Annotated in this window: 25 protein-coding genes; 20 read left to right on the top strand and 5 right to left on the bottom strand. The window is 59.9% G+C overall.

The annotated features are described in order from the left end of the window. The first annotated feature begins 48 nt into the window (after positions 1-48). Complete coding sequence (locus PspS49_RS29105; protein ID WP_127930266.1) at positions 49-945, top strand: M23 family metallopeptidase; 897 nt, start codon at positions 49-51, stop codon at positions 943-945. A gap of 114 nt (positions 946-1,059) precedes the next feature. On the opposite strand, the gene PspS49_RS29100 is transcribed toward PspS49_RS29105, so the two are convergent. The 3 genes from PspS49_RS29100 to phoB form a co-directional block, all read right to left on the bottom strand. Continuing rightward, positions 1,060-2,400, bottom strand: coding sequence for a hemolysin family protein (locus PspS49_RS29100; RefSeq protein WP_095119766.1), 1,341 nt, complete (start codon positions 2,398-2,400; stop codon positions 1,060-1,062). 110 nt (positions 2,401-2,510) lie between these two features. Next, a complete protein-coding gene (phoR, locus tag PspS49_RS29095) occupies positions 2,511-3,797 on the bottom strand; it encodes a phosphate regulon sensor histidine kinase PhoR (RefSeq protein ID WP_238786360.1) in 1,287 nt (428 codons plus the stop codon). 138 nt (positions 3,798-3,935) lie between these two features. Further along, on the bottom strand, positions 3,936-4,625 hold the full coding sequence (gene phoB / locus PspS49_RS29090) for a phosphate regulon transcriptional regulator PhoB (protein ID WP_007896474.1): 690 nt from the start codon (positions 4,623-4,625) through the stop codon (positions 3,936-3,938). 151 nt (positions 4,626-4,776) lie between these two features. Here phoB and PspS49_RS29085 point away from each other — a divergent pair, with 151 nt between their 5' ends. Next, the gene (locus tag PspS49_RS29085) at positions 4,777-5,160 is read left to right on the top strand and encodes a hypothetical protein (RefSeq protein WP_160042376.1); all 384 of its coding nucleotides are present in this window, start codon (positions 4,777-4,779) and stop codon (positions 5,158-5,160) included. A gap of 113 nt (positions 5,161-5,273) precedes the next feature. On the opposite strand, the gene ubiA is transcribed toward PspS49_RS29085, so the two are convergent. Both ubiA and PspS49_RS29075 read right to left on the bottom strand, forming a co-directional pair. After that, complete coding sequence (gene ubiA / locus PspS49_RS29080) at positions 5,274-6,164, bottom strand: 4-hydroxybenzoate octaprenyltransferase (protein ID WP_127930263.1); 891 nt, start codon at positions 6,162-6,164, stop codon at positions 5,274-5,276. Continuing rightward, positions 6,164-6,724, bottom strand: coding sequence for a chorismate lyase (locus PspS49_RS29075; RefSeq protein WP_160042374.1), 561 nt, complete (start codon positions 6,722-6,724; stop codon positions 6,164-6,166). The genes ubiA and PspS49_RS29075 overlap by 1 nt, the downstream gene beginning before the upstream one ends. A 200-nt stretch (positions 6,725-6,924) precedes the next feature. On the opposite strand from PspS49_RS29075, the gene PspS49_RS29070 reads away from it, so the two are divergent. The 18 genes from PspS49_RS29070 to tssK all read left to right on the top strand — a co-directional run bounded on the left by PspS49_RS29070 (position 6,925) and on the right by tssK (position 25,486). After that, positions 6,925-7,092 carry a rubredoxin gene (locus tag PspS49_RS29070; protein ID WP_003437744.1) on the top strand — a complete coding sequence of 56 codons (168 nt, stop codon included), beginning with the start codon at positions 6,925-6,927 and terminating at the stop codon, positions 7,090-7,092. Positions 7,093-7,112: 20 nt separating this feature from the next. After that, the gene (locus PspS49_RS29065; protein ID WP_160042372.1) at positions 7,113-8,261 is read left to right on the top strand and encodes an FAD-dependent oxidoreductase; all 1,149 of its coding nucleotides are present in this window, start codon (positions 7,113-7,115) and stop codon (positions 8,259-8,261) included. A gap of 190 nt (positions 8,262-8,451) precedes the next feature. Further along, a complete protein-coding gene (locus PspS49_RS29060) occupies positions 8,452-8,727 on the top strand; it encodes an HU family DNA-binding protein (protein WP_003213368.1) in 276 nt (91 codons plus the stop codon). A gap of 641 nt (positions 8,728-9,368) precedes the next feature. Continuing rightward, complete coding sequence (gene tssA / locus PspS49_RS29055; RefSeq protein WP_007920270.1) at positions 9,369-10,931, top strand: type VI secretion system protein TssA; 1,563 nt, start codon at positions 9,369-9,371, stop codon at positions 10,929-10,931. Between the two features lie 32 nt (positions 10,932-10,963). Further along, positions 10,964-11,467 (top strand): type VI secretion system contractile sheath small subunit, encoded by a 504-nt coding sequence (tssB, locus tag PspS49_RS29050; protein WP_003229587.1) that lies wholly within the window; start codon positions 10,964-10,966, stop codon positions 11,465-11,467. Between the two features lie 25 nt (positions 11,468-11,492). Continuing rightward, positions 11,493-12,968 carry a type VI secretion system contractile sheath large subunit gene (tssC, locus tag PspS49_RS29045; protein WP_007920272.1) on the top strand — a complete coding sequence of 492 codons (1,476 nt, stop codon included), beginning with the start codon at positions 11,493-11,495 and terminating at the stop codon, positions 12,966-12,968. Positions 12,969-12,977: 9 nt separating this feature from the next. Further along, complete coding sequence (gene tssE, locus PspS49_RS29040) at positions 12,978-13,385, top strand: type VI secretion system baseplate subunit TssE (protein ID WP_007920274.1); 408 nt, start codon at positions 12,978-12,980, stop codon at positions 13,383-13,385. 11 nt (positions 13,386-13,396) lie between these two features. Further along, complete coding sequence (locus PspS49_RS29035) at positions 13,397-13,900, top strand: PAAR domain-containing protein (protein WP_122604598.1); 504 nt, start codon at positions 13,397-13,399, stop codon at positions 13,898-13,900. A gap of 5 nt (positions 13,901-13,905) precedes the next feature. Beyond that, positions 13,906-14,757: a hypothetical protein gene (locus tag PspS49_RS29030; RefSeq protein WP_160042370.1), complete on the top strand. Its 852-nt coding sequence runs from the start codon at positions 13,906-13,908 to the stop codon at positions 14,755-14,757. Continuing rightward, positions 14,754-15,137, top strand: a complete 384-nt coding sequence (locus PspS49_RS29025; protein WP_160042368.1) for a hypothetical protein — start codon at positions 14,754-14,756, stop codon at positions 15,135-15,137. The genes PspS49_RS29030 and PspS49_RS29025 overlap by 4 nt, the downstream gene beginning before the upstream one ends. A 101-nt stretch (positions 15,138-15,238) precedes the next feature. Beyond that, the gene (tssF, locus tag PspS49_RS29020) at positions 15,239-17,026 is read left to right on the top strand and encodes a type VI secretion system baseplate subunit TssF (RefSeq protein ID WP_122596749.1); all 1,788 of its coding nucleotides are present in this window, start codon (positions 15,239-15,241) and stop codon (positions 17,024-17,026) included. After that, complete coding sequence (tssG, locus tag PspS49_RS29015; RefSeq protein WP_034152087.1) at positions 16,990-17,997, top strand: type VI secretion system baseplate subunit TssG; 1,008 nt, start codon at positions 16,990-16,992, stop codon at positions 17,995-17,997. Before tssF ends, tssG begins: the two co-directional genes overlap by 37 nt. 11 nt (positions 17,998-18,008) lie before the next feature. Beyond that, positions 18,009-20,666, top strand: coding sequence for a type VI secretion system ATPase TssH (gene tssH, locus PspS49_RS29010; protein WP_160042366.1), 2,658 nt, complete (start codon positions 18,009-18,011; stop codon positions 20,664-20,666). 10 nt (positions 20,667-20,676) lie between these two features. Then, a complete protein-coding gene (locus tag PspS49_RS29005; protein ID WP_127930259.1) occupies positions 20,677-22,197 on the top strand; it encodes a sigma 54-interacting transcriptional regulator in 1,521 nt (506 codons plus the stop codon). A 93-nt stretch (positions 22,198-22,290) separates the two neighbouring features. Further along, positions 22,291-22,431, top strand: a complete 141-nt coding sequence (locus tag PspS49_RS29000; RefSeq protein ID WP_007920296.1) for a hypothetical protein — start codon at positions 22,291-22,293, stop codon at positions 22,429-22,431. 18 nt (positions 22,432-22,449) lie between these two features. After that, positions 22,450-23,646 carry a type VI secretion system-associated FHA domain protein TagH gene (gene tagH / locus PspS49_RS28995; RefSeq protein ID WP_064116459.1) on the top strand — a complete coding sequence of 399 codons (1,197 nt, stop codon included), beginning with the start codon at positions 22,450-22,452 and terminating at the stop codon, positions 23,644-23,646. A gap of 5 nt (positions 23,647-23,651) precedes the next feature. Continuing rightward, a complete protein-coding gene (gene tssJ / locus PspS49_RS28990) occupies positions 23,652-24,152 on the top strand; it encodes a type VI secretion system lipoprotein TssJ (protein WP_095119786.1) in 501 nt (166 codons plus the stop codon). Positions 24,153-24,154: 2 nt separating this feature from the next. Further along, the gene (tssK, locus tag PspS49_RS28985) at positions 24,155-25,486 is read left to right on the top strand and encodes a type VI secretion system baseplate subunit TssK (protein WP_007920300.1); all 1,332 of its coding nucleotides are present in this window, start codon (positions 24,155-24,157) and stop codon (positions 25,484-25,486) included. Positions 25,487-25,491 lie beyond the last annotated feature (5 nt).

The raw sequence follows: 25,491 nt of genomic DNA, 5'->3' as shown, positions 1-25,491 counted from the left end.
CACCTGCTAGGCTCATTTCCAGGCCTTCCTTTCGACAGACTCTTGCCCATGCTCGCGCGCCTGCTGTTTTTCTGTGGTCTCTTCATGGCCTCCACCTCGGCTGTGGCCATGACCATTTACAAATCCACCGATGCCAACGGCGTGGTCTCGTACAGTGACCGGCCGAGCAAAGGCGCGCAGGTGTTCGTTTTTCAGGACCGCATGGTCGAGCGCCTGGAGCGTCAGGTGTACCTCGACATCAAAAAGCAGAAGGGTGCCGATGTGGTCTTCGTGCGCAACGATCTGTATGCGCCGGTCGAGGTGGCGCTGGCGTTCACCGGGATGAGCAATGTGCGCGGCGCGCCGGCACAAACCATCCGCCGGGTGCTGCCGGCGCGCAGCAATACGCGGTTGGCATTGCTGACGGCGGTGTCCGGCAAGCAGCCGCTGGTGTACACGCCGCAATTTCACTATTCCCTCGGTGACCCCGCTGGAACCGCACAGGGCTATCGTTATCCGCTGCCATGGCGCGGTGGGCCGTTTCGCCTGAGTCAGGGCGCCAACGGCCAATACAGCCACTACGGGCCGAAGAACAAGTACGCGATGGACATCGCCATGCCGGTCGGCACGCCGATCATTGCCGCGCGGGCCGGGGTGGTGGTGAAGACCGAGAATTCCCAGAGCGGGCGCGGTAATGATGCTTCCGGCAATTTCGTGCGGGTGCTACACGACGACGGCACCATGGGCGTGTACCTGCACCTCAAACAAGGTTCGGTGAGCGTGCGCGAGGGGCAAAGGGTGACGGTGGGCAGTCCGTTGGCGCTGTCAGGCAACACTGGCAACAGCAGCGGCCCGCATTTGCACTTTGTTGTGCAGCGCAATACGGGGGATGGGTTGGTGTCGATTCCGTATCAGTTCAACCAGCCGCTGGGGGCGTTGCCCAACTTTGCGTTGGGCAAACAGTGATGAGGTATCTGATCTGACGCCTTCGCGAGCAGGCTCGCTCCCACCCTGGAATGCATTTCAACTGTGGGAGCGAGCCTGCTCGCGAAGGAATCGGCGCGGTGCCGGATCAGCCCATCAATCCAGCATCAACACCTTGGCCAGCACAATCTTCGGCCCTTTCATCTTCTTGATGATGATCCGCAGGCCTTCGACTTCCAGCACTTCTTCCTCTTCCGGCACCCGTTTCAGGGTTTCGTAGACCAGCCCGGCGAGGGTTTCCGCTTCGATGTGATCAAGGTCGATGCCCAGCAGGCGTTCCACCTTGAACAGCGGCGTGTCACCACGCACCAAGAGCTTGCCCGGCTGATAGGCGAGGATCCCGCGCTCAGCCTTGCGGTGTTCGTCCTGAATGTCGCCGACCAGCACTTCCAGCACGTCTTCCATGGTCAGGTAGCCGATGATGTTGCCGTCAGCCTCCTCGACCACGGCGAAGTGCGAGCCGCCCTTGCGGAACTGCTCCAGCAACTGCGACAGCGGCATGTGCCGTGACACGCGCTCCAGCGGGCGGGTCAGTTCAGCCAGGTTGAACGACTCGGGAATGTGGTCCAGCGCCGCCAGTTCCAGCAGCAGATCCTTGATGTGCAGCAGGCCGACGAACTCCTGACGCTCGCTGTCGTACACCGGATAACGGCTGAACTTGTGGCGACGGAACATCGCCAGGATTTCTTTCAGCGGTGCGTTGAATTCCAGCGTGATCAGGTCTTCGCGGGAGTTGGCCCAGTCGACCACTTCCAGCTCGCCCATTTCCACCGCCGACGCTAATACACGCATGCCCTGATCGCTCGGATCCTGGCCACGGCTGGAGTGCAGGATCAGTTTCAGTTCTTCGCGGCTGTAATGGTGTTCGTGGTGCGGGCCGGGTTCGCCCTGACCGGCGATACGCAGAATCGCGTTGGCGCTGGCGTTGAGCAGGTAGATCGCCGGGTACATCGCCCAGTAGAACAGGTACAGCGGCACCGCCGTCCACAGCGACAGCAGCTCGGGTTTACGGATCGCCCAGGATTTCGGGGCCAGTTCGCCGACCACGATGTGCAGGTACGAAATGATGAAGAACGCGGTGAAGAACGACACACCTTTGACGATCTCCGGCGACTGCACGCCGACCGCGCTCAGCAGCGGTTCGAGGATGTGTGCGAACGCCGGCTCACCGACCCAGCCGAGGCCAAGCGAGGCGAGGGTAATACCCAGCTGACAGGCCGAGAGGTACGCATCGAGTTGACTGTGTACGGTGCGCAGGATGTGTCCGCGCCAGCCGTTCTGTTCAGCGATGGCCTCGACCCGGGTCGAGCGCAGTTTGACCATGGCGAATTCCGCCGCAACGAAAAAGCCGTTGAGCAAAACCAGGATCAGAGCGAAAAGGATCATGCCGAAGTCGGCGAAAATTGTAGCGAGGGACAAGCCAGGGGAAGGGTCCATGATGGAGTTTTGCGGGTTCCGTGTGATTCAAAAGAGAGAAAAGTCGCGCCTGAAAGGTAGGCACAAGTCAGCCAATGTAGCGGCTGACCTGGCGATTGCCTAGTGCGACATTACTCAGCGGCGCTGATCGCCCGCGCCTGGGCCACCTGAGCCGGGGCGAAATGGCAGGTGAACGTGCTGCCGTGACCGGGCACGCTGCTGATCTCCATGCGTGCGCGGTGGCGCAGCAACACGTGCTTGACGATGGCCAGGCCCAGGCCAGTGCCGCCAGTGTTGGAGTTGCGGCTGGAGTCGACGCGGTAGAAGCGTTCGGTCAGGCGCGGCAAGTGTTTGCTGTCGATGCCGATCCCGGAATCCTGCACGCTCAGGTGCGCGCCCTGATCGTCACCCCACCAGCGAATGCGGATGTTGCCCTCGGCCGGGGTGTACTTCACCGCGTTGAACACCAGATTGGAAAACGCGCTGCGCAACTCCGCTTCGCTGCCCTTGAGCAACAGGCTGGCATCGGCTTCGAGGCTGATGCGCTGGTTCTTCGCGCCGGACAATTGCTGCGCATCGCTCTTGATCGATTGCAGCAGGGTGTCGACCTGCACCGGCTGGTTGTCCGACGGGTAATCGGTGGCTTCGAGTTTCGCCAGCAACAACAAATCGTTGAGCAGCGTCTGCATGCGTCCGCCCTGTTGTTGCATCTGCTGCAGGGCACGGCTCCAGCGCGGGTTCACTTCTTCGACGTTGTCGAGCAGGGTTTCCAGATAGCCGCAGATCACCGTCAGCGGCGTGCGCAATTCGTGGGAGACGTTGGCGATGAAGTCTTTGCGCATCTGTTCCAGCTGATGGATACGCGTGACGTCGCGCACCAGCATCAGGTGTTCATTGTTGCCGTAGCGGGTCAGGTACAGCTGAATGCGCACGCGATCGTTGGTTGGCGAGGGGATTTCCAGCGGCTCGGCGTAGCTGTCCTGCTCGAAGTATTCCTTGAAGCGCGGATGGCGCACGAGGTTGGTCACCGGTTGGCCACTGTCCTGCGGGGTCTTGAGGCCGAGCAGGGTTTCGGCGGCGCGGTTCCACCATTCCAGGTTGCCGTCACTGTCGAGCATGATCACCGCGTCTTTCAGCGCGGCGGTGGATTCCTGCACCCGGTCGATCACCGCTTGCAGGCGCCCGCGTACGCGTTGATCACGGCGTTGCAGGTGGTAGATGCTGTCGAACACCTCGCCCCACAGCCCATAGCCGTCGGGCGGTGCTTCATCGGGTTGGTGCTGGCGCAGCCACTCGTGCAGCCGCAGCAATTGCTTGAGCGTCCAGCCCAGATAAATCCCCAGACCCGCCGCGAGGCTCCAGCCGTAATAGCCGGTGATCAGGCCGATCACCAGGCAGGCGGTGACCAGCAGCAGCATGTGGCGAATCAGGGTGCCATGCCAGTTTTGATTCACGGAGCGTCCTTAACGCAGCTTCGAGTTTCAAGCCACAAGCTTCAAGTTAAAGCGGATCGGCTTTTACTTGCCGCTTGTAGCTAGAAGCTTGCCGCTGCTTTTTTATGCCTTGGTGGAAAACCGGTAGCCGGTGCCGCGCACGGTTTGTACCAGATTTTCGTAGGCGTCGCCGAGGGCCTTGCGCAGGCGGCGGATGTGCACGTCGACGGTGCGTTCTTCAACGTAGACGTTGCCGCCCCAGACCTGATCCAGCAACTGGCCACGGGTGTAGGCGCGCTCCTGGTGGGTCATGAAGAATTGCAGCAGACGGTATTCGGTCGGGCCCATCTCGGCGGGTTTGCCGTCGATGGTCACGCGGTGGCTGATCGGGTCGAGCAGCAGGCCGCCAACTTCGATCGGCGCTTCGCCGTCGGTCGGACCGGCGCGGCGCAGCACGGCTTTGAGACGGGCGACCAGTTCACGCGGGGAAAACGGTTTGGTGATGTAGTCGTCGGCGCCGACTTCCAGACCCTGGATCTTGTTGTCCTCTTCGCCCTTGGCGGTGAGCATGATGATCGGGATGTCCCCGGTCAGTTCATCGCGCTTCAGGCGACGGGCCAGTTCGATACCGGAGGTGCCGGGCAGCATCCAGTCGAGCAGGATCAGGTCCGGCTTGCGGTCGACGATGATGGCGTGGGCCTGCTGCGAGTTCTCTGCCTCGAGGCAGTCATAGCCGGCCATTTCCAACGCAACGGCGATCATTTCACGAATGGGCGCTTCGTCGTCGACGATCAGAATGCTCCTGCCAACCATGCCTTAATCCTCTTGTCATTTAACTGTCTTGCGCCGCATTAGATAACGGAATTATTGCAGTCGTGTGACAGTATTTTAGTCCGGCAGCGATTGTGCAAATCCTCAACTAAGCTCTAAGTCCGAATCCTGACAACCACAAAAGAAGGTTTCCATGACTCAAATGACTGTTTCTTTCAAAGCACTGCTGATGGCTGCGGCCCTGACGCTGCCTGGATTTGCCATGGCCGCGGAGCCGGCCATGATGAAGGACGGCATGATGGTCGATCACAAAGGCATGACCGTTTATACGTTCGACAAGGACGCTGGCGGCAAGTCGATGTGCAACGGCGATTGCGCGAAGAACTGGCCGCCGATGATGGCGCCGGCGGGGGCCAAGGCTGAAGGCAAATGGACTGTTATCAAGCGTGATGACGGCATGATGCAGTACGCCTACGACGGCAAGCCGCTGTATACCTTCGTCAAGGATGAGAAGCCTGGAGATATGACGGGCGACAAGATGAAAGACGTCTGGCACGTGGTGCACGAGCACAAGTAACCGCAAGTCCCCTGTGGGAGCGAGCCTGCTCGCGAAAGCGGTGTGTCAGTTAACCTATTTGTCGACTGGCACGACGCCTTCGCGAGCAGGCTCGCTCCCACAGTTCGTGTGGATCAGCGCAATGCGTAATCCAGCACGATCCCGACGAAAATCGCCAATCCAGCCCAGTGGTTGTGCAAAAACGCCTTGAAACAACGCATGCGGTCACGATCGCGGGTGTACCAGAATTCCCAGGCATAACAGCCAGCAGCCACCAGCAAGCCAAGATGGAACCAGATTCCCAACTCGAATTTCGACCCCGCCAGCAGCAGGCACCCCAGCGACAACGCCTGCAAGCTCAGGATGATCACCCGATCCGCCTCGCCGAAGAGAATCGCCGTCGACTTCACACCAATCTTCAAATCGTCATCGCGATCGGTCATCGCGTAATAGGTGTCGTAACCCACCGTCCACAGCAGGTTGGCGATCCACAGCAGCCACGCTGCCGCCGGCAACTCACCGGTCTCGGCCGTGAACGCCATCGGCATGCCCCACGAGAACGCCGCGCCCAGCACCACTTGCGGGTAATAGGTGTAGCGCTTCATGAACGGATACGTGAATGCCAGCGCCAAACCGCCCAGCGACAGCCAAATGGTCGGTGCGTTGGTGCACAGCACCAGCAGAAAACTCACGCCCATCAACAGGGCGAAGAACACCAGCGCTTCTTTCGAGCTGATTCTGCCCGCAGCCAATGGCCGTTGCGCGGTGCGCTTGACGTGGCCGTCGACCTTGCGATCAGCCCAGTCGTTGATCACGCAGCCGCCGGCGCGGGTCAGCACCACGCCGAGGACGAAAATCACCACATTGGCCAGCGACGGCGAGCCCTTGCCGGCAATCCACAACGCCCATAGGGTCGGCCATAGCAGCAGGTAAATGCCGATCGGCTTGTCCATCCGCGTCAACTGAATGAAATCCCAGGCACGCGGGTTCAAGCGATTCAGCGACTTGAGCAGGCTCTGATACATCAGCAGTTCTCCGGATGGGCACGGGCGGCATTCCACAGGCTCGGCAGGAAGATTTCCGCAACCAGGACGCTCAGCGCGCCACGATCAAAGCGCGAACGACGGCCCCACAGCTCGGACGCTTTCGCGGCTGGCGGCAGCCATTGTTCAGGGTAGTGGCAAACTTCGAGGGCGCGGCGCTGGAACGCCTGATCGCAAAACAGCAGTTCGCCCAGCGAGCGACTGCCCAACTCGTCCATGTGCAAACCGTCGCCCTGCAAAGCGGCGCGCGAAGCGACGCTGCGGGCAAACACCCAAGCCTCGCCGTGGCCACGCAAATACACCTCGCGCACCCAGCCTTCACTGCCTTCGGCCAGATCCAGCGCGGCACATTCGTCAGCGCGCAGGGTGTCCCAGCCTTCGAACAACGGCGTGACGCTGAAGCCATCGCTGGACAACCGGGTCAGTCGGCGGGTGAGGGAGCCTTCGTCGAACAACCAGTCGAGGGTCAACGAATCGGGGAGGGGCGTCAGTCGGCTTTGGGTCAGCCAGAGCGGGGTCGGGCAGGCATTTGAATGTTGCACAATGAGTCATTATTGGCCGCAAATGAGGCGGCGAGCTTACCATGGCGAGCTGCGCTATTGATTGATCCGGGGCGCCATTGCGCCGAACAGGCTTGCATCTGCCCGGCTCCATCAGTACAAAACGCCCTGAGCCGGATGGCAGCGCAACTCCATCGACCGTCCGCGCCGGCACCAAGCCTGAACCCTGAGGAAGTACCTGAATGAAAAAGTGGCAATGCATCGTCTGTGGCTTGATCTACAACGAAGCCGACGGCTGGCCGGATGACGGCATTGCGCCGGGCACCCTGTGGCAGGACGTACCGGAAGACTGGCTGTGCCCGGATTGCGGCGTCGGCAAGATGGACTTCGAAATGATCGAAATCAACTAAGCACAAGCAAGGAGTAAGGCATGAGCGCACCTGTCGTCATCATTGGCACTGGCCTTGCGGGCTACAACCTGGCCCGCGAGTTTCGCAAACTCGACAGCGAAACCCCGCTGCTGCTGATCACCGCCGATGACGGGCGCTCTTACTCCAAACCGATGCTCTCCACCGGTTTCGGCAAGAACAAAGATGCCGACGGCCTGAGCATGGCTGAACCGGGCGCGATGGCCGAGCAGTTGAAAGCCGAGGTGCGCACTCATACGCGCATCAGCGGCATCGATGCCGGCCACAAGCGTCTGTGGATCGGTGAAGAAGCGGTGGCCTACCGTGACCTGATTCTCGCTTGGGGCGCAGAAACCGTGCGCGTGCCCATCGAAGGCGATGGCGCGGATCTGGTATTCCCGATCAATGATCTCGAAGACTACGCACGTTTCCGTGCGGCAGCGGCCGGTAAGCGCCGCGTCTTGCTGCTGGGCGCCGGCCTGATCGGCTGCGAATTCGCCAACGACCTGATCCTTGGTGGCTACGAAGTGCAACTGGTTGCACCCTGCGAACAGGTCATGCCGATGTTGCTGCACCCGGCCGCTGCGGCGGCGGTGCAGGCCGGGCTGGAAAGCCTCGGTGCGAAATTTCGTCTCGGCCCGGTACTGACCCGATTGCAGAAAGTCGCCGACGGCCTCGAAGCGCATCTGTCCGACGGCCAGGTCATTCCTTGCGACGTGGTGGTCTCGGCCATCGGCCTGCGCCCACGTATCGATCTGGCGGCGGCTGCCGGCGTACAGGTCAACCGCGGCGTGGTGGTCGACCGGCACCTGAAAACCTCCCACGCCAATATCTACGCCTTGGGCGACTGCGCCGAGGTCGACGGGCTGAATCTGCTGTATGTGATGCCCCTCATGAGTTGTGCGCGAGCACTGGCACAAACCCTCGCCGGTAACCCGACCGCCGTGAGCTACGGGCCGATGCCGATCACTGTGAAAACCCCGGTCTGCCCGCTGGTCGTATCGCCACCGCCGCGGGGCAGCGAAGGGGTGTGGACCGTCGAAGGGCAGGGCGCCGACATCAAAGCCCTGTGCCACAGCGCCGACGGCCAATTGCTCGGCTACGCGCTGACCGGCGCCGCGGTGATGGAAAAACTCGCCCTGAACAAACAGCTTCCGGCCCTGCTGGCGTAAATACCGGTCGTTCTGTCGGAATCACCCCGCTTTTGCCCCTACAAAGGTCGCGGGGAGACTGGCGCCGCCGGTATCCGCGTGCCATTCTCACTCCCGTCTGCCGCAGAGTAGAGCCTGCGGCGCCTTGGGCGCTGTTCCAACGAGAACAGCACGGACATAACAACAAAAAACCGTCAAAGGGGCTTCACTAATGCGTAAACCAGAACTCGCCGCTGCAATCGCTGAAAAAGCAGATCTGACCAAAGAACAGGCCAACCGCGTACTCAACGCCGTTCTCGAAGAAATCACCGGCGCTCTGCACCGCAAGGACAGCGTGACGCTGGTCGGCTTCGGCACCTTCCTGCAACGCCACCGCGGCGCCCGCACCGGCAAAAACCCGCAGACCGGCGAGCCGGTCAAAATCAAGGCCAGCAACACCGTTGCGTTCAAGCCAGGCAAGTCGTTGAAAGACAGCGTTAATCCTTAATTGCGGCGAACTCCTCGAATAACGGGGAGAACCGCAGAAAAAAATGGGCACACCGATTGCGGTCGGGTGCCCATTTTTTATGCCTGCCTATTTATTCGGGCGTACAGCCTTAATAAAGGCCGAGTAATTGATTGCATTTGTTGGCTATCGATCAGCCTCACAGTTAAATCAATCCTCTATATATAAAAGCCATCATATTGATGGCACTTTCTGAGTTGTTGGTTGTCTCGCGGTGATTTGTTGAAACAACACCGAAGTCTTTCGGAATCATCCTACATCCGATTTTTTCAAAACCCGTCATGCTCCGCGCCATTCTCGCCTGCCCCGGTTTGCGGTGATCGACGGCAACTGGAACGATCGCTCTAAATCAAGCTTTCCCGGCGGTTTGTAAGGGTATGCGAATATAAACAGAGCATCGGGGATTCCCTGACTGAATATAGGGAAACCTCCTACAACAAACAAAGAACACTTCGTCTTGTTGTTTAATCAGATGCTTGCTAGTGGCCATCATAGTGATTACGATGCGCCCACTTGAAAGAGCACATCTCAATTGGATGAGTCGCATCACTGCTCTTCGATACTGTCCCGCGCCACGGTTACTCCAATAGGCGCCTGACTGTAATCCTTAATAAAGGCCATGGATGTCCTACTCAAGCAAACTTTCCGCCCATTACCTCGAACTCGCTAAAGTCTCTGTTTCCAAAGAGAATTTCGCGGGCGAAGACGTTCGTTTTTCGAGCGAATTCGAGGCGCTGGAAAGCGAGCTGGCCAAAGCCTCGTCGATGCACGAAAGCGGGCAGATCGACTGGCTGAAAATTCGCGAAAACAGCGAAAATCTGCTGCGTACCCAATCCAAGGATCTGCGTGTCGGCGCTTGGCTGACCTGGTCGCTGTACCAGCGCGAATCCTTCCCTGGTCTGCTGGCCGGCCTCGGTCTGCTGCACCATCTGTCGGAAAACAACTGGGCCGACGTTCACCCGCTCAAACCCCGCACCCGTGCCGCCGCCATCGGCTGGCTGGTGCCGCGTCTCGAGCAGGTCATCACCGAAAACATTGCGATCAAAGAGCAGTTGCCGATGTTCCGGCAGCTCTCCGAGCACCTGTCCGGGCTCGAAGCGGCGTGTGCTGAGCACCTGGGCGATGATTCGCCGCTGCTGCTGCCGATCTCCCGTCGCCTGAAAACCATGATCCAGCGCGCGGCCGACAACCAGCCGGCCCCCGGCGTTGTGGGCGCCGCGGTGGCGCAGGTCAAGCAGGCGGCGAGCCAGTTGCTCACCCCCGGCGCACCGATCGACAACGAACGAGACGCCCATAAAGCTCTGCGCGCCCAGCAGGAAAGCGCTCGGCCGTTGTGCGCCTGGTGGCTCAAGCAGAAGGCCACCGATCTGCGCGCCCTGCGCCTGAACCGCACGCTGCTGTGGATGACCATCGACGCGGTGCCGGAGCGCAACGCCGAGCAGATCACCGTGCTGCGCGGCCTGCCGCTGGAAAAGCTCAAGCTCTATCAGGACCGTTTCGATCAGGGCAAATACGCCGACCTGCTGGTGGAACTGGAGGCGAGCCTGGCGAAGGCGCCGTTCTGGTTCGATGGCCAGAGGATGGTCTGGGAATGTCTCCAGAACCTCAACGCCGAGCTGGCAATGCGCGAAGTGGAAATCCACTTCGCGCTTTTGGTTCAACGGCTGCCCGGCATTGTCGAGTTGCGCTTCCATGACGGCGCGCCGTTTGCCGATCCGTCCACCCGCGCGTGGATCGCCGCCAACGTCATGCCGCACCTGCAAAGCGCCAGCGCGCCGCGCAAGGTCGAAAGCGAAAACGTCGAAACCCAGCCGGCCTGGGAAAAGGCCCTCGAAGAAGTCCTGCCGCTGCTGCGCAAGGAAGGCCTGAAGCCTGCCGTGCAGACGCTCAAGCAAGGCTTGCAGTCGGCCCACGGCGGTCGCGAACGCTTCTTCTGGCAGTTCGCCCTCGCGCGCCTGTGCTTCATGGCCAAGAAATACGAACTGGCCAAGAACCAGCTGGAAACCCTCGATCAGACATTACAGGACTCAGGCCTGCACGCCTGGGAGCCCGATCTTGCATTGGAAGTGCTGCATCTACTGCATAGCTGCTGCGAATTGTTGCCGCAGAACCATGCCGTACGTGAACGCAAGGAAGAGATTTATCGCAGGCTGTGCCACCTCGACCTCGAAGTGGTACTCGAATAGGCCCCAGGGCCACAACCGCAAGGAGAAAAGCCATGGCCAAAGAAGGCTCGGTAGCCCCCAAGGAACGCATCAACGTCACCTTCAAACCCGCCACCGGCGGTGCTCAGGAAGAGATTGAACTGCCGCTGAAGCTGCTGGCAATCGGTGACTACACCCACCGCAAGGACGATCGCAAAATCGAAGATCGCAAGCCGATCAGCATCGACAAGATGACCTTCGACGAAGTGTTGGCCAAGCAAGAACTGGGTCTGACGCTGAGCGTGCCGAACCGTCTGCAGGAAGATGGCGAGGCCGACGAGCTGGCTGTGCAACTGCGCGTCAATTCGATGAAGGACTTCAACCCGGCCAGCCTGGTCGAGCAAGTGCCTGAGCTGAAAAAACTGATGGAACTGCGCGATGCGCTGGTGGCCCTCAAAGGCCCGCTGGGTAACGCACCTGCGTTCCGTAAAGCGATCGAAGGCGTGCTCGCCGACGACGAATCCCGCGGTCGCGTACTCGGTGAGCTGGGCCTGAACGCCGCAGCCCCGGACGCCTGAGACTCCAGCCAAGGAAGCCAACACAATGAGCACTAGCGCAGCACAAGAGAAGAGCGCCGGCAACGGCGAGTACAGCATTCTCGACAGCATCATCGCCGAAACCCGTCTGACTCCGGACGACGAAGCCTACGACATCGCCAAGCGCGGTGTGTCGGCGTTCATCGAAGAACTGCTCAAGCCGCAGAACAACGGTGAGCCGGTCAAGAAGGCCATGGTTGACCGCATGATCGCCGAGATCGATGCCAAGCTCAGCCGTCAGATGGACGAAATCCTGCACCACCCGGACTTCCAGGCTCTGGAGTCGTCGTGGCGTGGTCTGCAGTTGCTGGTCGACCGCACCAACTTCCGCGAAAACATCAAGATCGAAATCCTCAACGTCTCCAAAGAAGACCTGCTGGACGATTTCGAAGATTCGCCGGAAGTCATGCAGTCGGGCCTGTACAAGCACATCTACACCGCTGAATACGGCCAGTTCGGTGGTCAGCCTGTGGGCGCGATCATCGCTAACTACTACATGTCGCCGAGCTCGCCAGACGTCAAGCTGATGCAGTACGTTGCCAGCGTTTCGTGCATGTCGCACGCGCCGTTCATCGCTGCTGCCGGCCCGAAATTCTTCGGTCTGGAAAGCTTCACCGGCCTGCCGGATCTGAAAGATCTGAAAGACCACTTCGAAGGCCCGCAATTCGCCAAATGGCAGAGCTTCCGTACCTCGGAAGACTCCCGTTATGTTGGCCTGACCGTGCCGCGTTTCCTGCTGCGTAACCCGTACGATCCGGAAGAAAACCCGGTCAAATCGTTCGTGTACAAGGAAACCGTTGCCAACAGCCACGAGCACTACCTGTGGGGCAACACCGCTTACGCGTTCGGCACCAAGCTGACCGACAGCTTCGCCAAATTCCGCTGGTGCCCGAACATCATCGGCCCGCAGAGCGGTGGCGCGGTTGAAGACCTGCCGTTGCACCATTTCGAAAGCATGGGCGAAATCGAAACCAAGATTCCTACTGAAGTTCTGGTTTCCGACCGTCGTGAATACGAACTGGCCGAGGAAGGCTTCATCTCCCTGACCATGCGTAAAGGCTCCGATAACGCGGCGTTCTTCTCCGCGAGTTCGGTGCAGAAGCCGAAGTTCTTCGGCATCAGCGCAGAAGGCAAGGCCGCAGAGCTGAACTACAAGCTCGGCACCCAACTGCCGTACATGATGATCGTCAACCGCCTGGCTCACTACTTGAAAGTGCTGCAGCGCGAGCAACTCGGTTCGTGGAAAGAACGTACCGACCTCGAGCTGGAACTGAACAAGTGGATCCGTCAGTACGTTGCCGACCAGGAAAACCCGAGCGCCGAAGTCCGTGGCCGTCGTCCGCTGCGCGCTGCGCAAGTGATCGTCAGCGACGTTGAAGGCGAGCCGGGCTGGTACCGCGTGAGCTTGAACGTGCGTCCGCACTTCAAGTACATGGGTGCCGATTTCACCCTGTCGCTGGTTGGCAAGCTGGACAAAGAGTAAGAGCGACTCATGGACGGATACGGCAGCCTGTTCGAACGCCTCAACGGCGACGCACAACTACGCAAGGGCAACAGCCTTGAGGCTTGTGCCATGGCGTCAGTGGCTGCCCATCTGGCCAAAATGCTCAGCACCCGGGCCGGCAGCGTGCAAACGCTGGCCGACTACGGGTTGCCCGATCTCAATGACATGCGTCTGAGCCTGCACGACTCCCTGAGTCAGGCCCGTCTGGCCATCGAAAACTTCATCGAAGCCTACGAGCCGCGCCTGAGCAACGTGCGTGTCATTTCCCTGCCGCGTGACCACGATCAACTTCGCCTCGCCTTCAGCATCGAAGGCCTGCTGGAAGTTGAAGGGTTCAAGCGTCAGGTCAGTTTTTCCGCGCGCCTGGATGGCAGCGGTCAAGTGAAGGTCACCTAAGGAGATCCCCGATGTCTGGCAAACCCGCAGCACGCGTATCCGACCCCACCGCTTGCCCACTTCCAGGCCACGGTACCAACCCGATCGCCGCCGGTTCCGGCGACGTGTTCTTCGACGGCCTCGCGGCCGCCCGCCAAGGCGATGCCTCGGCGTGTGGTGGTGCGATGTCGGGTGGTTTGGCGACCACTGTGTTGATCAACGGCAAACCTGCCGCGACGGTTGATTCGGTGGGTACCCATGGCAACAAGGTTACGGCTGGATCCGGGACGGTGATTATCGGGAATTCGCACTCGCCGGCGCCGTTTGTGCCGCCGTTACCGGTCATCATCCCTGGAATATTCAATCGTGTCTTTGAATTCAAAACCGCAGATGGAAGAACGGTTGAAAATTTAAACTACACCATGCGCTCTGATAGCGGGATTGAGAAAATAGGTTCAACGTCAACAGGCATGTCAGGTGGTTTTTCAACTGGAAAGACGGCAGAGCCTGTAACTATATACATTTCGGCGGACTAGTAGGTATGGAGACCATAATCAACATCGATGGTGTCGCTTACACCTTTGTGACTCAGGATCAGGTGACTACACTTAAAGTTCTTGCCGAAACAACTGAGAGCAAGGATACGAAGCCTAAGACAGTTGATCTTCCGTTGGCCTGGATTATTACGCGAAAAAGTGGAGTGCCTCTCTTCGCTTTGAAACCGGGTAAGGATGACTCTCCATTCAGAATCATCACCGCGGAGAAACTGTACGCAGAAAAGGGTCAGTGGTTCGAACCGTTAGCCAGATATTACAGAGAACTTATCTGGATCAATCCAGAAACAACGCAGGCCGGAACAGAGTCGAATACGGCTTATAAACATGTTACCTGGCAGGAGCTGATCGATTTTGCAATTGTTGACCGCTTTTCCTTCACGTTTCACTCCGGAATGCCGGGTGACTGGAAATTCCGTGCCGTGGGCGGTGCTGAGTTTTTGATGGTGTTCATGGAGGATAAACCCTATTGGACTGATGGCATTGGCCAGGTGCCGTTTGCGGTTAACACCTATAGAAAGTATCTGCGAGAAACAAAGCAGGTAGAGCTCGCAATAAAGATGGCTGGTGAAACCGGTGTGACTTGGGGCGACGGCAAAGCCTATACCGGAGCAGAGCGAGGACCGAAAGACGTCTACGATAACTTCATCATATTACGAGGGATATTGTGGGCAAAAGAAAACTGCAAGTTGGTTGTGAAAAAAGACACGGTATACGATAAAGGTATCCCGCACACAATTGAACTTACTGATGCACCCTATGTGCCGGTATCAAATGCGAAATTGATGAATCCAATTTCGCAAGGCGATATGGATCAGTACGGGACTTGGAATAAATGAAAGCTCGTCGCTTAATTGGCTGTATTCCGCATCTAATAGTGTGTGCTCTGTACGTTCCGCTGCATAACTACGGTGTCGACTTATATATCGGAGTGTATGGTGGATTGACATCGAGAGGTATCGGCATCGGTATGACGCCGGATCTAATGGTTCAGTATTTTGTGGTGATGAACGCTATAACTTTTTTTATCCCCAAGCTGAAATTAAAAGTCCTCTGTGTCTCATTTATGCTTGCGCTTATCTTGTACTATTTTTTGCCTCACTACCCCGTCCGCGCGATGGCTTACACATTGATGGGTGGTGTCCTGACTTTTGCGGCGATATTCGCTGGTCAGTTAATCGATCGCCTTTTTTTTTCAAAAAGAGAAGTTGAAGCATGACTGTCGGGCGTCATTGCCGACATTGCTCGCGGGGAGTTCCTAGCCCGCATGAACCGTTCTGCTGTTTTTTCAAATGAGTTCCACTACCAGGCAGGTAACCCGTGTCGTTTAACCACTACTACCAAAGCGAACTCACCGCACTGCGCCAACTCGGTCGCCGTTTCGCCGAGCGTAGTCCGGCGTTGGCGCCGTATCTGGGCCAGGCCGGGCGGGATCCGGACGTGGAGCGGTTGCTCGAAGGCTTTGCGTTTCTGACTGGGCGGCTGCGCCAGAAGCTTGATGACGAGTTGCCGGAACTCAGCCATTCGCTGATGCAATTGCTGTGGCCGAACTACATGCGCCCGCTGCCGGCGTTCAGCATTTTGCAGTTCGATCCGCTCAAGCGTTCCGGGCCGGCGTTGCGCGTCGAGCGCGATACGCCGATTGAAAGCAAGCCGATCGAAGACGTGCGTTGCCGCTTCCGCACCTGCTATCCGACCGAAGTGTTGCCCCTCGATCTGGCCGCACTGAACTACTCGGTGAAGGGCGACGGCTCGCTGCTCAGCCTGCGTCTGGAAATGAGCGCCGACGGCCACCTCGGTGAGCTGGAACTGAGCAAACTGCGTCTGCACTTTGCCGGTGAGCGCTATATCAGTCAGATGCTCTACCTGAGCTTGCTGCGCAATCTTGAAGGCATCGAACTGATCCCGCTCGACGGCGCCGGTAAACCGATTGATGGCGTCAGCGGCAAGCCGATGGCGTTCAAGATTCCCGGTGATCGGGTCAAACCGGTGGGCTTTGCCGAAGAAGAAGCGTTGATCCCGTATCCGCTGAACACCTTCCGTGGCTATCGCTACCTGCAGGAATACTTCGCCTTTCAGGACAAGTTCCTGTTCGTCGACGTCAACGGTCTGGACATCATCAACGCGCTGCCGGAAGACACCCTCAAGCAGATGCGCGGGCTGGAATTGCGCTTCGATATCCGCAAGAGCGGCATCATGCGTATGCGTCCGACCCTGGATAACGTGAAGCTGTTCTGCACGCCGATTGCCAACCTGTTCGCCCACGATGCACTGCCGATTCGCCTCGATGGCAAGCAGGACGAGTACCTGTTGCTGCCAGCGGAATACGATCTGGAAAACTGCGGCGTGTTCTCGGTCGAAACCGTGACCGGCTGGAAGCCCGGCGGCCTCGGTTATCAGGAATACGTGCCGTTCGAATCCTTCGAGCACGACCCGAGTTTCGACGTGCCCAACAGCCGTCCGCACTACAGCATTCGCCAGCGCTCTTCGCTGTTGCACGACGGCCTCGACACCTACCTGAGCTTCGGCATCCGCCACACCGAAGCCCATGAAACCCTGTCGATCGAGCTGATCTGCACCAACCAGAACCTGCCGCGCAAGCTCAAGCTTGGCGACATCTGCATGGCCTGCGAAGAGACGCCGGAGTTCCTCAGTTTCCGCAACATCACCCCGGCCACGTCGAGCTTCGCGCCGCCGCTGAACCGTGACTTCCTGTGGAAGCTGATCAGCAACATGTCGCTTAACTATCTGTCGCTGGCCGACGTCAATGCGTTGAAGGTGATTCTCGAAACCTACGACTTGCCGCGCTACTACGACCAGCACGCGGAGAAGGTCAGCAAACGCCTGCTCGGCGGCCTCAAACACATCAAGCATCACCACGTTGACCGCTTGCACCGTGGGTTGCCGGTGCGCGGTTTGCGCACCGAACTGACTATCGACCCGGAAGGGTATATCGGCGAGGGCGACCTGTTCGTTTTCGCTTCGGTTCTTAACGAGTTTTTCGCGCTTTACGCCAGTCTCAATTCATTCCATGAGCTGCGCGTAAAAAGCACACAGGGAGAGGTGTACCAATGGACACCACGTATGGGCCTGCAGCCCCTGCTTTAAGCGGGCTGACCAAGGTAATACGCGAGTACTCGCTGTTTCAGGCCGTGCTGCTGGTGATCGACCGGCTGCGCGAGGCACACCCGTACCTGAGCGAAGACGATCTGTACGACCACGTGGAGTTCCAGGCCAACCCGAGCCTGGGCTTTCCGCGCAGCGACGTCGATCGCGTCGAGTTTTTCGAAGAACACGGGCAGATGCGCGCGCGCATGCGTTTCAATCTGATCGGCCTGGTCGGCTCCGGTTCGCCGTTGCCGGCGTTCTACGGCGAACAAGCTCTGGGCGACAGCGAAGACGGCAACCCGACGCGCAATTTCCTCGACCTGTTCCACCATCGCCTGCAACGGCTGATGCTGCCGATCTGGCGCAAGTACCGCTACCGCGCGAGCTTCCAGAGCGGCGCGATTGACCCGTTCTCCTCGCAGCTGTTCGCCCTGATCGGTCTGGGCGGCGAAGAGATTCGCAAGGCCAAGGAACTCAACTGGAAACGCCTGCTGCCATACCTCGGCCTGCTCAGCTTGCGCGCGCACTCGGCGGCGCTGATCGAAGCCGTGCTGCGTTACTACTTCAAGCACGAAGACCTGGTCATCGAGCAGTGCATCGAGCGCCGCGTAGAAATTCTCGAAGAGCAGCGCAATCGTTTGGGCCGCGCCAACAGCCTGCTCGGTGAAGACCTTGTGCTCGGCGAGCACGTGCGCGACCGCAGCGGCAAATTCCGCATTCACATCACTGAACTCGACTGGCAGCGATTCCATGAATTCCTGCCGATCGGTTTCGGTTACCAGCCGCTCTGCGCGCTGGTGCGGTTCACCTTGCGTGACCCGCTCGATTACGACATCCGCCTGGTTCTGCGCCAGGAAGAAATCCGCGAACTGCGCATCGGTGAGCAGAACGCCTGTCGCCTCGGTTGGACCAGTTGGCTGGGCCGCGAAAAAGCGGACGGCGTGGTGACCCTGGGCAGCAAAATTCATTAAGGACGTGAGCCATGATCAACGTAGACCTGCAACAACTCATCCAGGCGCTGGACGCCGAAACCCGTCGTGATCTGGAACGTTCCGCCGAGCGTTGCGTGGCCCGTGGCGGCAGCAAGATCCTCGTCGAAGATTTGATGCTCGGCCTGCTCGAGCGTCCGAACGGCTTGCTGTCGCGCGCACTGCAGGATGCCGACGTCGACGCCGGTGAACTCAGCGCCGCGCTGCAATCGCGCGTCGAACACAGCGCTTCGCGCAACCCGGTGTTCGCCCCGGAACTGGTGCAGTGGCTGCAAGATGCGCTGCTGGTGGCCAACCTCGAACTGGGTCAGACCCAGGTTGAAGACGCCGCGTTGATCCTTGCCCTGCTGCGCAATCCGATGCGCTACGCCGGCAGCCGTTATCAGCCGCTGCTCGCCAAGCTGAACATCGATCGCCTGAAGGAATTTGCCCTGTCGCAGAAAGAGCAACCGGCGGCCAATGGCAAACCGGCCGCCCAAGGCGAATCGCTGCTACAGCGCTTCACCCACAACCTGACCCAGCAGGCCCGCGACGGCAAACTCGACCCGGTGCTGTGCCGTGACGGCGCGATCCGCCAGATGGTCGACATCCTCGCCCGTCGTCGCAAGAACAACCCGATCGTCGTCGGTGAGGCCGGTGTCGGCAAGACCGCCATCGTCGAAGGTCTGGCGTCGCGCATCGCTGCCGGTGAAGTGCCGCAAGTGCTCAAAGGCGTTGAACTGCTGTCGCTGGACATGGGCTTACTGCAGGCTGGCGCCAGCGTCAAAGGTGAGTTTGAGCGTCGCCTCAAAGGCGTGATCGACGAAGTCAAAGCCTCGCCGAAGCCGATCATTCTGTTTATCGACGAAGCCCACACCCTGATCGGCGCGGGCGGCAATGCCGGCGGTTCTGATGCGGCCAATCTGCTGAAACCGGCACTGGCCCGTGGCGAATTGCGCACCATCGCCGCCACAACCTGGGCCGAGTACAAGAAATACTTCGAGAAAGACCCGGCGCTGGCCCGTCGTTTCCAACCGGTGCAACTGCACGAACCGACCGTCAGCGAAGCGGTGACCATCCTCCGTGGTCTGGCCCAGGTTTACGAGAAGAGCCACGGCATCTATCTGCGTGATGACGCGGTGGTCTCGGCGGCTGAACTGTCCGCGCGTTATCTGGCCGGTCGGCAACTGCCGGACAAAGCCGTCGATGTGCTCGATACCGCTTGCGCCCGCGTGCGCATCAGCCTCGCTGCCGCCCCGGAAAGCCTTGAGCGCCTGCGTGGCGAACTGGCTGAGGGTGGCCGTCAGCGTCAGGCCCTGCGCCGCGATGCCGAAGCCGGTCTGCTGATCGACCACGAAGCGCTGGATGCGCTGGAAGCGCGTCTCGACGAAGCCGAAGATGAAATGGTCGCGCTGGAAACCCTGTGGACTGAACAGAAGCAACTGGCCGAGCGCCTGTTGGAATTGCGTCAGCAACTGGCCAAGGCTCGCGAAGCTGCAGCGGTCGAACCTGTGGTCACCGTTGAGGAAGACGCCGAAGGCACTGTGATCGAAACCGTTGCCGCCGAAGTTGAAGAAGGCCAAAGCGTCGAAGCGCTGGAAGCCCAACTCAACGAAACCCACAGCGCCCTGACCGCCGCACAAGTCAAAGAGCGTCTGGTCAGCTTCGAAGTGTGCCCGCGTCTGGTCGCCGAAGTCATCAGCGCCTGGACCGGCGTGCCACTGGCGCAACTGGCCCGCGAACACAACGCCAAAGTCGCCAGTTTCGCCACCGACCTGCGCACGCGCATCCGTGGTCAGGAACAAGCCGTGCACGCACTGGATCGCTCGATGCGTGCGACCGCTGCCGGCCTGAACAAGCCTGACGCTCCGGTCGGCGTATTCCTGCTGGTCGGCCCGAGCGGCGTCGGTAAAACCGAAACGGCGTTGGCCCTCGCTGACTTGCTCTACGGCGGCGACCGCTTCATCACCACCATCAACATGTCCGAATTCCAGGAGAAGCACACCGTCTCCCGCCTGATCGGTGCGCCACCGGGCTACGTCGGTTATGGCGAGGGCGGCATGCTCACCGAAGCCGTGCGGCAGAAACCGTACTCGGTAGTGCTGCTCGATGAAGTCGAAAAGGCTGACCCGGACGTGCTCAACCTGTTCTACCAAATCTTCGACAAAGGCGTGGCCAACGACGGCGAAGGTCGCGAGATCGACTTCCGCAACACGTTGATCCTGATGACCTCGAACCTCGGCAGCGACCGCATCAGCGACCTTTGCGAAAACGGCGCACGCCCGACCGCTGAAGTCCTCGAAGAAACCATTCGCCCGGTGCTGAGCAAACACTTCAAACCGGCGCTGCTGGCGCGGATGAAAGTGGTGCCGTACTACCCGGTCGGCGGCCCGGTGCTGCGCGAGCTGATCGAGATCAAACTCGGTCGTCTCGGCGAGCGCCTCAACCGTCGTCAGCTGGATTTCAGCTGGTGCCAGAACCTCGTCGATCACCTGTCCGAGCGTTGCACGCAAAGCGAAAGCGGTGCGCGTCTGATCGACCATCTGCTCGATCAGCACGTGCTGCCGCTGGTGGCTGACCGCTTGCTCGATGCCATGGCTACCGGTGAAAGCCTCAAGCGTGTGCATGCCACGCTCGACGGCGAGTCCAGCGTGACGTGCGAGTTCGCCTGAGGTGGGTGTGATGTTCACTCAGGTGCCGCAGCCACTGGTCTATGCCGAAGCGTTGCTGGCGCAGTTCGCCAGTCTGTCGCGGGCGGCGGACGGTGCTGCGTTGCTGGGTGACTTCGTGCGTGGGTTGGCCGAGTTGAGCGGTTGCGAATTGACGCAGCTGTATCTGCTCGACGCCACCCACACGTGCCTGGGGATGAACGCCGAATGCCTCGACGGCGCTCTGCAACCGCGTGAAGCGGCGAGCCTGCCGGCGGATTACAACGGTGAGCAACTGCTGCAATTCGCCCTGTGCCAGAACCGCGTGGTGTGCCTCGACGACTTGAGCGGCAGCCTGCACGAAACCAGTTTTCTGCCGGCGGCGACCTCGCCGTGGCAGTCGCTGTTGTGCGTGCCGCTGGTCAATCAGCACAAAGCTGTTGAAGGTTTGCTGCTGTGCGCCAGCCGTCGTCGCACCCACCTGCAAGGCTTCGCCGATTCCCTTGGCCAGCTCGGCTCGTTCGTGCTTGGCCAATTGCATTTGCTGCAACGCTTGCGTCAGCCGTTGGCAGAGTCGGCATCGGTTGTGCGCAGCGTGCCGAGCATCAGTGGCTATGGCTTGATCGGTAAAAGCGCGGCGATGCGCCAGACCCATTCACTGATCAGCAAAGTCCTGCACAGTCCGTACACCGTGTTGTTGCGTGGTGAAACCGGCACCGGCAAGGAAGTCGTGGCGCGGGCGATTCACGATTGCGGCCCACGCCGTTCCCAGGCGTTTATCGTGCAGAACTGCGCGGCGGTTCCGGAAAACCTGCTGGAAAGTGAGTTGTTCGGCTATCGCAAAGGTGCCTTCACCGGCGCCGACCGCGACCGTGCGGGTCTGTTTGATGCGGCCAATGGCGGCACGCTGTTGCTCGACGAAATCGGCGACATGCCGCTGTCGTTGCAAGCGAAGATTCTGCGCGTGTTGCAGGAAGGCGAGATTCGTCCGCTGGGTTCCAACGACACCCACAAGATCGACGTGCGCATCATCGCCGCGACCCACCGCGATCTGTCGACGCTGGTCAGCGAGGGCAAATTCCGCGAGGACTTGTATTACCGTCTCGCGCAATTCCCGATCGAGCTGCCGGCACTGCGTCAGCGCGAAGGCGACATCCTCGAACTGGCTCAGCACTTCGCCGAAAAGACCTGCACGTATTTGCAACGCGATCCGGTGCGCTGGTCGAGCGCGGCGCTGGAACACCTGTCCGGCTACAACTTCCCCGGCAATGTGCGTGAACTCAAGGCCTTGGTCGAGCGCGCGGTGCTGTTGTGCGAAGGCGGCGAGTTGCTCGCCGAGCATTTTTCCCTGCGCATGGAGCCGATGCCGGAAGACAACAGCCACCTGAATTTGCGCGAACGTCTGGAGCAGGTCGAACGCACTTTATTGCTCGATTGCCTGCGCAAGAACGACGGCAACCAGACCCTCGCCGCCCGTGAACTGGGCCTGCCGCGACGCACGCTGCTATATCGGCTCGGCCGTCTGAACATCAATCTGGGAGATTTCGATGGGTAGGCAAAACGTCATCGAAATCCTCGCAAAAACCAATTTCAGCGCCGCCCGCAAGGGTCGGCGCTTTGTGCTTTGTCTACACCTGGAGACCCTCTGATGTCTGTTCGTCACTGGCAAGCTGTCCTGCTGACCCTCGTCGTTCTATGCGGCCTTGGCGGCTGTAGCGGTAATTACAAATTCAACGACAACGACTATCGCCCGTTGGGTGATCCGCAAGCGGTCAATCGCGGCAAGTGACCGCAAGGAGCATCAAACATGGAATTGGTTTTCGAAATGCTGAACACCAAGCAGTTCGTGCCCACCGAGTTGTGCCAGAAGACCTTTAAACAGGCCGGCGGCGTGATCGGGCGGGGCGAGGACTGCGACTGGATCATCCCTGACCGCAAGCGTCACCTGTCCAATCACCACGCGATTGTCAGCTACCGCGAGGGCACGTTCTTCCTCACCGACACCAGCAGCAACGGTGTCCAGGACGGCGAGAGCGGCGCACGCCTGCACAAAGGCGAACCGGTGCGCATCGAACACGGCAGCACCTACGTGCTGGGTGACTTCGAAATTCGCGCGCGGCTGGTACGCGACCCGGCGACCTTCGACGGTGAAGTCGGCCGTCCACGCGCTGCCGGCAGCATCATTCCCGATGACGCGTTTCTGGATCTCGATCCGCTCAATGCTCTCGAACAGCAAGAGCGTGTGTACTCGGAAATCGACGAATTGCTGGCGCCGAACACCAAGCCTGAAGACTCCCGTCAGCGTGCCGACTACGCGCGCATCGACATGGAAAGCCTGATGGTGCCGGAGCTGATCGCCGCGCCCGCCGAACCTGAGCCCGCTCCGGCACCGAAAGCCGTTGAGCGTCAAAGCGAGGGTTTCTGGGAGCACTTCGGTGCGGCGCTGGGCGTCGACGTCAAAGGCCTCAGCCACGACGAACGCGAAGCCCTGGCGCTGAACGCTGCGCGCTTGTTGCGCCAAAGCATCGGCGGTCTGCAGCAAAGCCTGCGCACCCGTTCGGAGCTGAAAAACGAACTGCGTCTGGCCCAGACCACCGTGCAAGGCACCAACAAGAACCCGCTGAAATTCGCTGTCGATCCGAGCGAAGCCCTGCAGATTCTGTTGCAGCCAAGCAAGCCCGGCCATCTGCCGGCTGAGCAAGCCATCTCCCGCGCTTTCCGCGACCTGCAGGCGCATCAAGTGGCCCTGCTGACCGCCAGCCGCGCCGCCGTACGCGGCACCCTGGAGCATTTCTCTCCGGAACAACTGACCTTGCGTTTCGAGCGCGACAACAAGCCGTTGATCGCCACCTCGGGCGGGCGCTGGAGAGCGTTCGGCCGATATCACCAGGCGCTGCGTCAGGACGATGACTGGAGCGAGCGTCTGCTGGCCCGCGACTTCGCCCAGGCCTACGAAGAACAGATCCGCCTGATCTCCACCCTCCACACCGACCACCAAGGATGATGCGCATGTCTCGCCGCTCGACCGCTTTTTTCAAGACGCTGACTGCGCTCACCGTGCTGGTGCTGCTCGCCGGTTGTTCGTCGCTGTCGCCGTACTCGAAAGTGACCAAGATCAACCTCAAGCTGACCGGCAGCGATCAGCTCAACCCGGACCTCAACGGTCGGCCGTCGCCGATCGTCGTGCGCCTGTTCGAACTCAAGCACCCGGTGACCTTCGAGAACGCTGATTTCTTCAGCCTGTACGAACGCGCCAAGGAATCCCTCAACCCGGATCTGGTGGCCAGCGAAGAACTCGAACTGCGCCCGGGTGAAACCGTGGAAATGAAGCTCAAGGTGGAAGAGGGCAGCCTTTATGTGGGCGTTCTCGCCGCTTACCGCGACTTGCCGGACACCCAATGGCGCCACACCATTCAGATCACTCCGCTGGAAGTCACCGAAGTCGATCTGACTCTGGACCAGACCGGCATCCGCAACACCAATCAAGTGCTCGCCAAGGCGGATGACTGATCATGAATACCCATAAAGTCATTTGGCAGGAAGGCATGCTGCTGCGTCCGCAGCACTTCCAGCACAACGATCGTTATTACGATCACCAGATGAAAACCCGCACCCAATTGCTCGGTGGCTACACCTGGGGTTTCCTCAATCTGGAGATCGACTTGCAGTTCCTCAACATGGGCAAACTGGTGATCAGTGAAGCCTCGGGGATTCTGCCGGACGGCAGCCTGTTCGAACTCGGTGGCAACACCGAGCCGCTGGCGCTGGACGTACCGCCGAACACCGGCAACACGCCGATTTATCTGGCGCTGCCGCTGGTCACCGGTAACCACATCGAGTCGCGCCGCCCGGAGCAATCCGACGTGCTCGCACGTTACACCGCGTACGACGCTGAAGTGGCTGACTCCAACGCCGGCGACGACTCTGCCAGTCAGGTCAGCTGCGGTCGCCCGGACTTCAAACTGTTGCTCGGCGAGCAGCAGAGCGATCAGGCCTACGTGAAGCTGAAGATCTGCGACGTGCTCGACACCACGCCCGACGGCGTGATCAGCCTCGACCCGGACTTCGTGCCGACCTACATTCAGGCCCACGCTTCCAGCTATCTGCTGTCGTGCCTGAAAGAAGTCATTAGCATGCTCAACCACCGTGGCGACACGATTGCCGAGCGGATTCGCTCCAACGGCAAGGTCGGCGGCGCGGAGGTCGGCGACTTCATGATGCTGCAACTGATCAACCGCACCGAGCTGCTGCTGCGCCACTACCTCGGCCTGGAGCAAGTGCACCCGGAAGAGTTGTACCGCACGCTGCTGACCATGCTCGGCGATCTGGCGACCTTCTCCGGCGAAAGCAAACGCCCACGTCTGGACAGTCGCTACTCCCACGCTGACCAGGGTGGGAGCTTCCGCAAACTGATGGAAGCGATTCGTCAGGTGCTGTCGATGGTGCTCGAACAGCACGCCATCGAACTGATCCTGCAAGCGCGTCAGTACGGCATCATCGTCTCGCCGTTGCACGACCACAAACTGCTTGGCTCGGCGTCGTTCGTGCTGGCAGCCAGTGCCAACTGCGACTCCGAAGAACTGCGCCACCGCTTGCCGGCGCACCTCAAGGTTGGCCCGGTGGAGCGTATCCGCCAACTGGTCAACCTGCACTTGCCGGGGATCAAGGTCAAACCGTTGCCGGTGGCCCCGCGGCAGATCGCGTTCCACTCGAACAAAACCTATTTCATCCTCGAACTCAGTTCCGAAGACCTGGCACAACTCGAGCGCTCCGGCGGTTTCGCGTTCCACGTGTCCGGCGAATTTGCCGAGCTTGAACTGAAATTCTGGGCCATCAGGAACTGACCGAC

The sequence above is a fragment of the Pseudomonas sp. S49 genome (assembly GCF_009866785.1).
In the GTDB taxonomy this organism is placed as follows: Bacteria; Pseudomonadota; Gammaproteobacteria; order Pseudomonadales; family Pseudomonadaceae; genus Aquipseudomonas.
Note: the sequence above shows the minus strand (reverse complement) of the source record. Positions and strands in the feature narration are given on the sequence as shown.

What these genes read in the sequence shown, in the direction of transcription:
- tssC (WP_007920272.1), top strand. Translation starts at nt 11,493, where the DNA reads ATGAGCACTAGCGCAGCACAAGAGAAGAGCGCCGGCAACGGCGAGTAC.
- PspS49_RS29030 (WP_160042370.1), top strand. Translation starts at nt 13,906, where the DNA reads ATGGAGACCATAATCAACATCGATGGTGTCGCTTACACCTTTGTGACT.
- ubiA (WP_127930263.1), bottom strand. Translation starts at nt 6,164, where the DNA reads ATGTATCAGAGCCTGCTCAAGTCGCTGAATCGCTTGAACCCGCGTGCC.
- tssE (WP_007920274.1), top strand. Translation starts at nt 12,978, where the DNA reads ATGGACGGATACGGCAGCCTGTTCGAACGCCTCAACGGCGACGCACAA.
- PspS49_RS29000 (WP_007920296.1), top strand. Translation starts at nt 22,291, where the DNA reads ATGTCTGTTCGTCACTGGCAAGCTGTCCTGCTGACCCTCGTCGTTCTA.
- tssK (WP_007920300.1), top strand. Translation starts at nt 24,155, where the DNA reads ATGAATACCCATAAAGTCATTTGGCAGGAAGGCATGCTGCTGCGTCCG.
- tssG (WP_034152087.1), top strand. Translation starts at nt 16,990, where the DNA reads ATGGACACCACGTATGGGCCTGCAGCCCCTGCTTTAAGCGGGCTGACC.
- PspS49_RS29105 (WP_127930266.1), top strand. Translation starts at nt 49, where the DNA reads ATGCTCGCGCGCCTGCTGTTTTTCTGTGGTCTCTTCATGGCCTCCACC.
- phoR (WP_238786360.1), bottom strand. Translation starts at nt 3,797, where the DNA reads ATGCTGCTGCTGGTCACCGCCTGCCTGGTGATCGGCCTGATCACCGGC.
- PspS49_RS29025 (WP_160042368.1), top strand. Translation starts at nt 14,754, where the DNA reads ATGAAAGCTCGTCGCTTAATTGGCTGTATTCCGCATCTAATAGTGTGT.
- PspS49_RS29065 (WP_160042372.1), top strand. Translation starts at nt 7,113, where the DNA reads ATGAGCGCACCTGTCGTCATCATTGGCACTGGCCTTGCGGGCTACAAC.
- tssJ (WP_095119786.1), top strand. Translation starts at nt 23,652, where the DNA reads ATGTCTCGCCGCTCGACCGCTTTTTTCAAGACGCTGACTGCGCTCACC.
- PspS49_RS29100 (WP_095119766.1), bottom strand. Translation starts at nt 2,400, where the DNA reads ATGGACCCTTCCCCTGGCTTGTCCCTCGCTACAATTTTCGCCGACTTC.
- phoB (WP_007896474.1), bottom strand. Translation starts at nt 4,625, where the DNA reads ATGGTTGGCAGGAGCATTCTGATCGTCGACGACGAAGCGCCCATTCGT.
- PspS49_RS29070 (WP_003437744.1), top strand. Translation starts at nt 6,925, where the DNA reads ATGAAAAAGTGGCAATGCATCGTCTGTGGCTTGATCTACAACGAAGCC.
- PspS49_RS29035 (WP_122604598.1), top strand. Translation starts at nt 13,397, where the DNA reads ATGTCTGGCAAACCCGCAGCACGCGTATCCGACCCCACCGCTTGCCCA.
- PspS49_RS29005 (WP_127930259.1), top strand. Translation starts at nt 20,677, where the DNA reads ATGTTCACTCAGGTGCCGCAGCCACTGGTCTATGCCGAAGCGTTGCTG.
- PspS49_RS29060 (WP_003213368.1), top strand. Translation starts at nt 8,452, where the DNA reads ATGCGTAAACCAGAACTCGCCGCTGCAATCGCTGAAAAAGCAGATCTG.
- tagH (WP_064116459.1), top strand. Translation starts at nt 22,450, where the DNA reads ATGGAATTGGTTTTCGAAATGCTGAACACCAAGCAGTTCGTGCCCACC.
- tssA (WP_007920270.1), top strand. Translation starts at nt 9,369, where the DNA reads ATGTCCTACTCAAGCAAACTTTCCGCCCATTACCTCGAACTCGCTAAA.
- tssB (WP_003229587.1), top strand. Translation starts at nt 10,964, where the DNA reads ATGGCCAAAGAAGGCTCGGTAGCCCCCAAGGAACGCATCAACGTCACC.
- tssH (WP_160042366.1), top strand. Translation starts at nt 18,009, where the DNA reads ATGATCAACGTAGACCTGCAACAACTCATCCAGGCGCTGGACGCCGAA.
- PspS49_RS29085 (WP_160042376.1), top strand. Translation starts at nt 4,777, where the DNA reads ATGACTCAAATGACTGTTTCTTTCAAAGCACTGCTGATGGCTGCGGCC.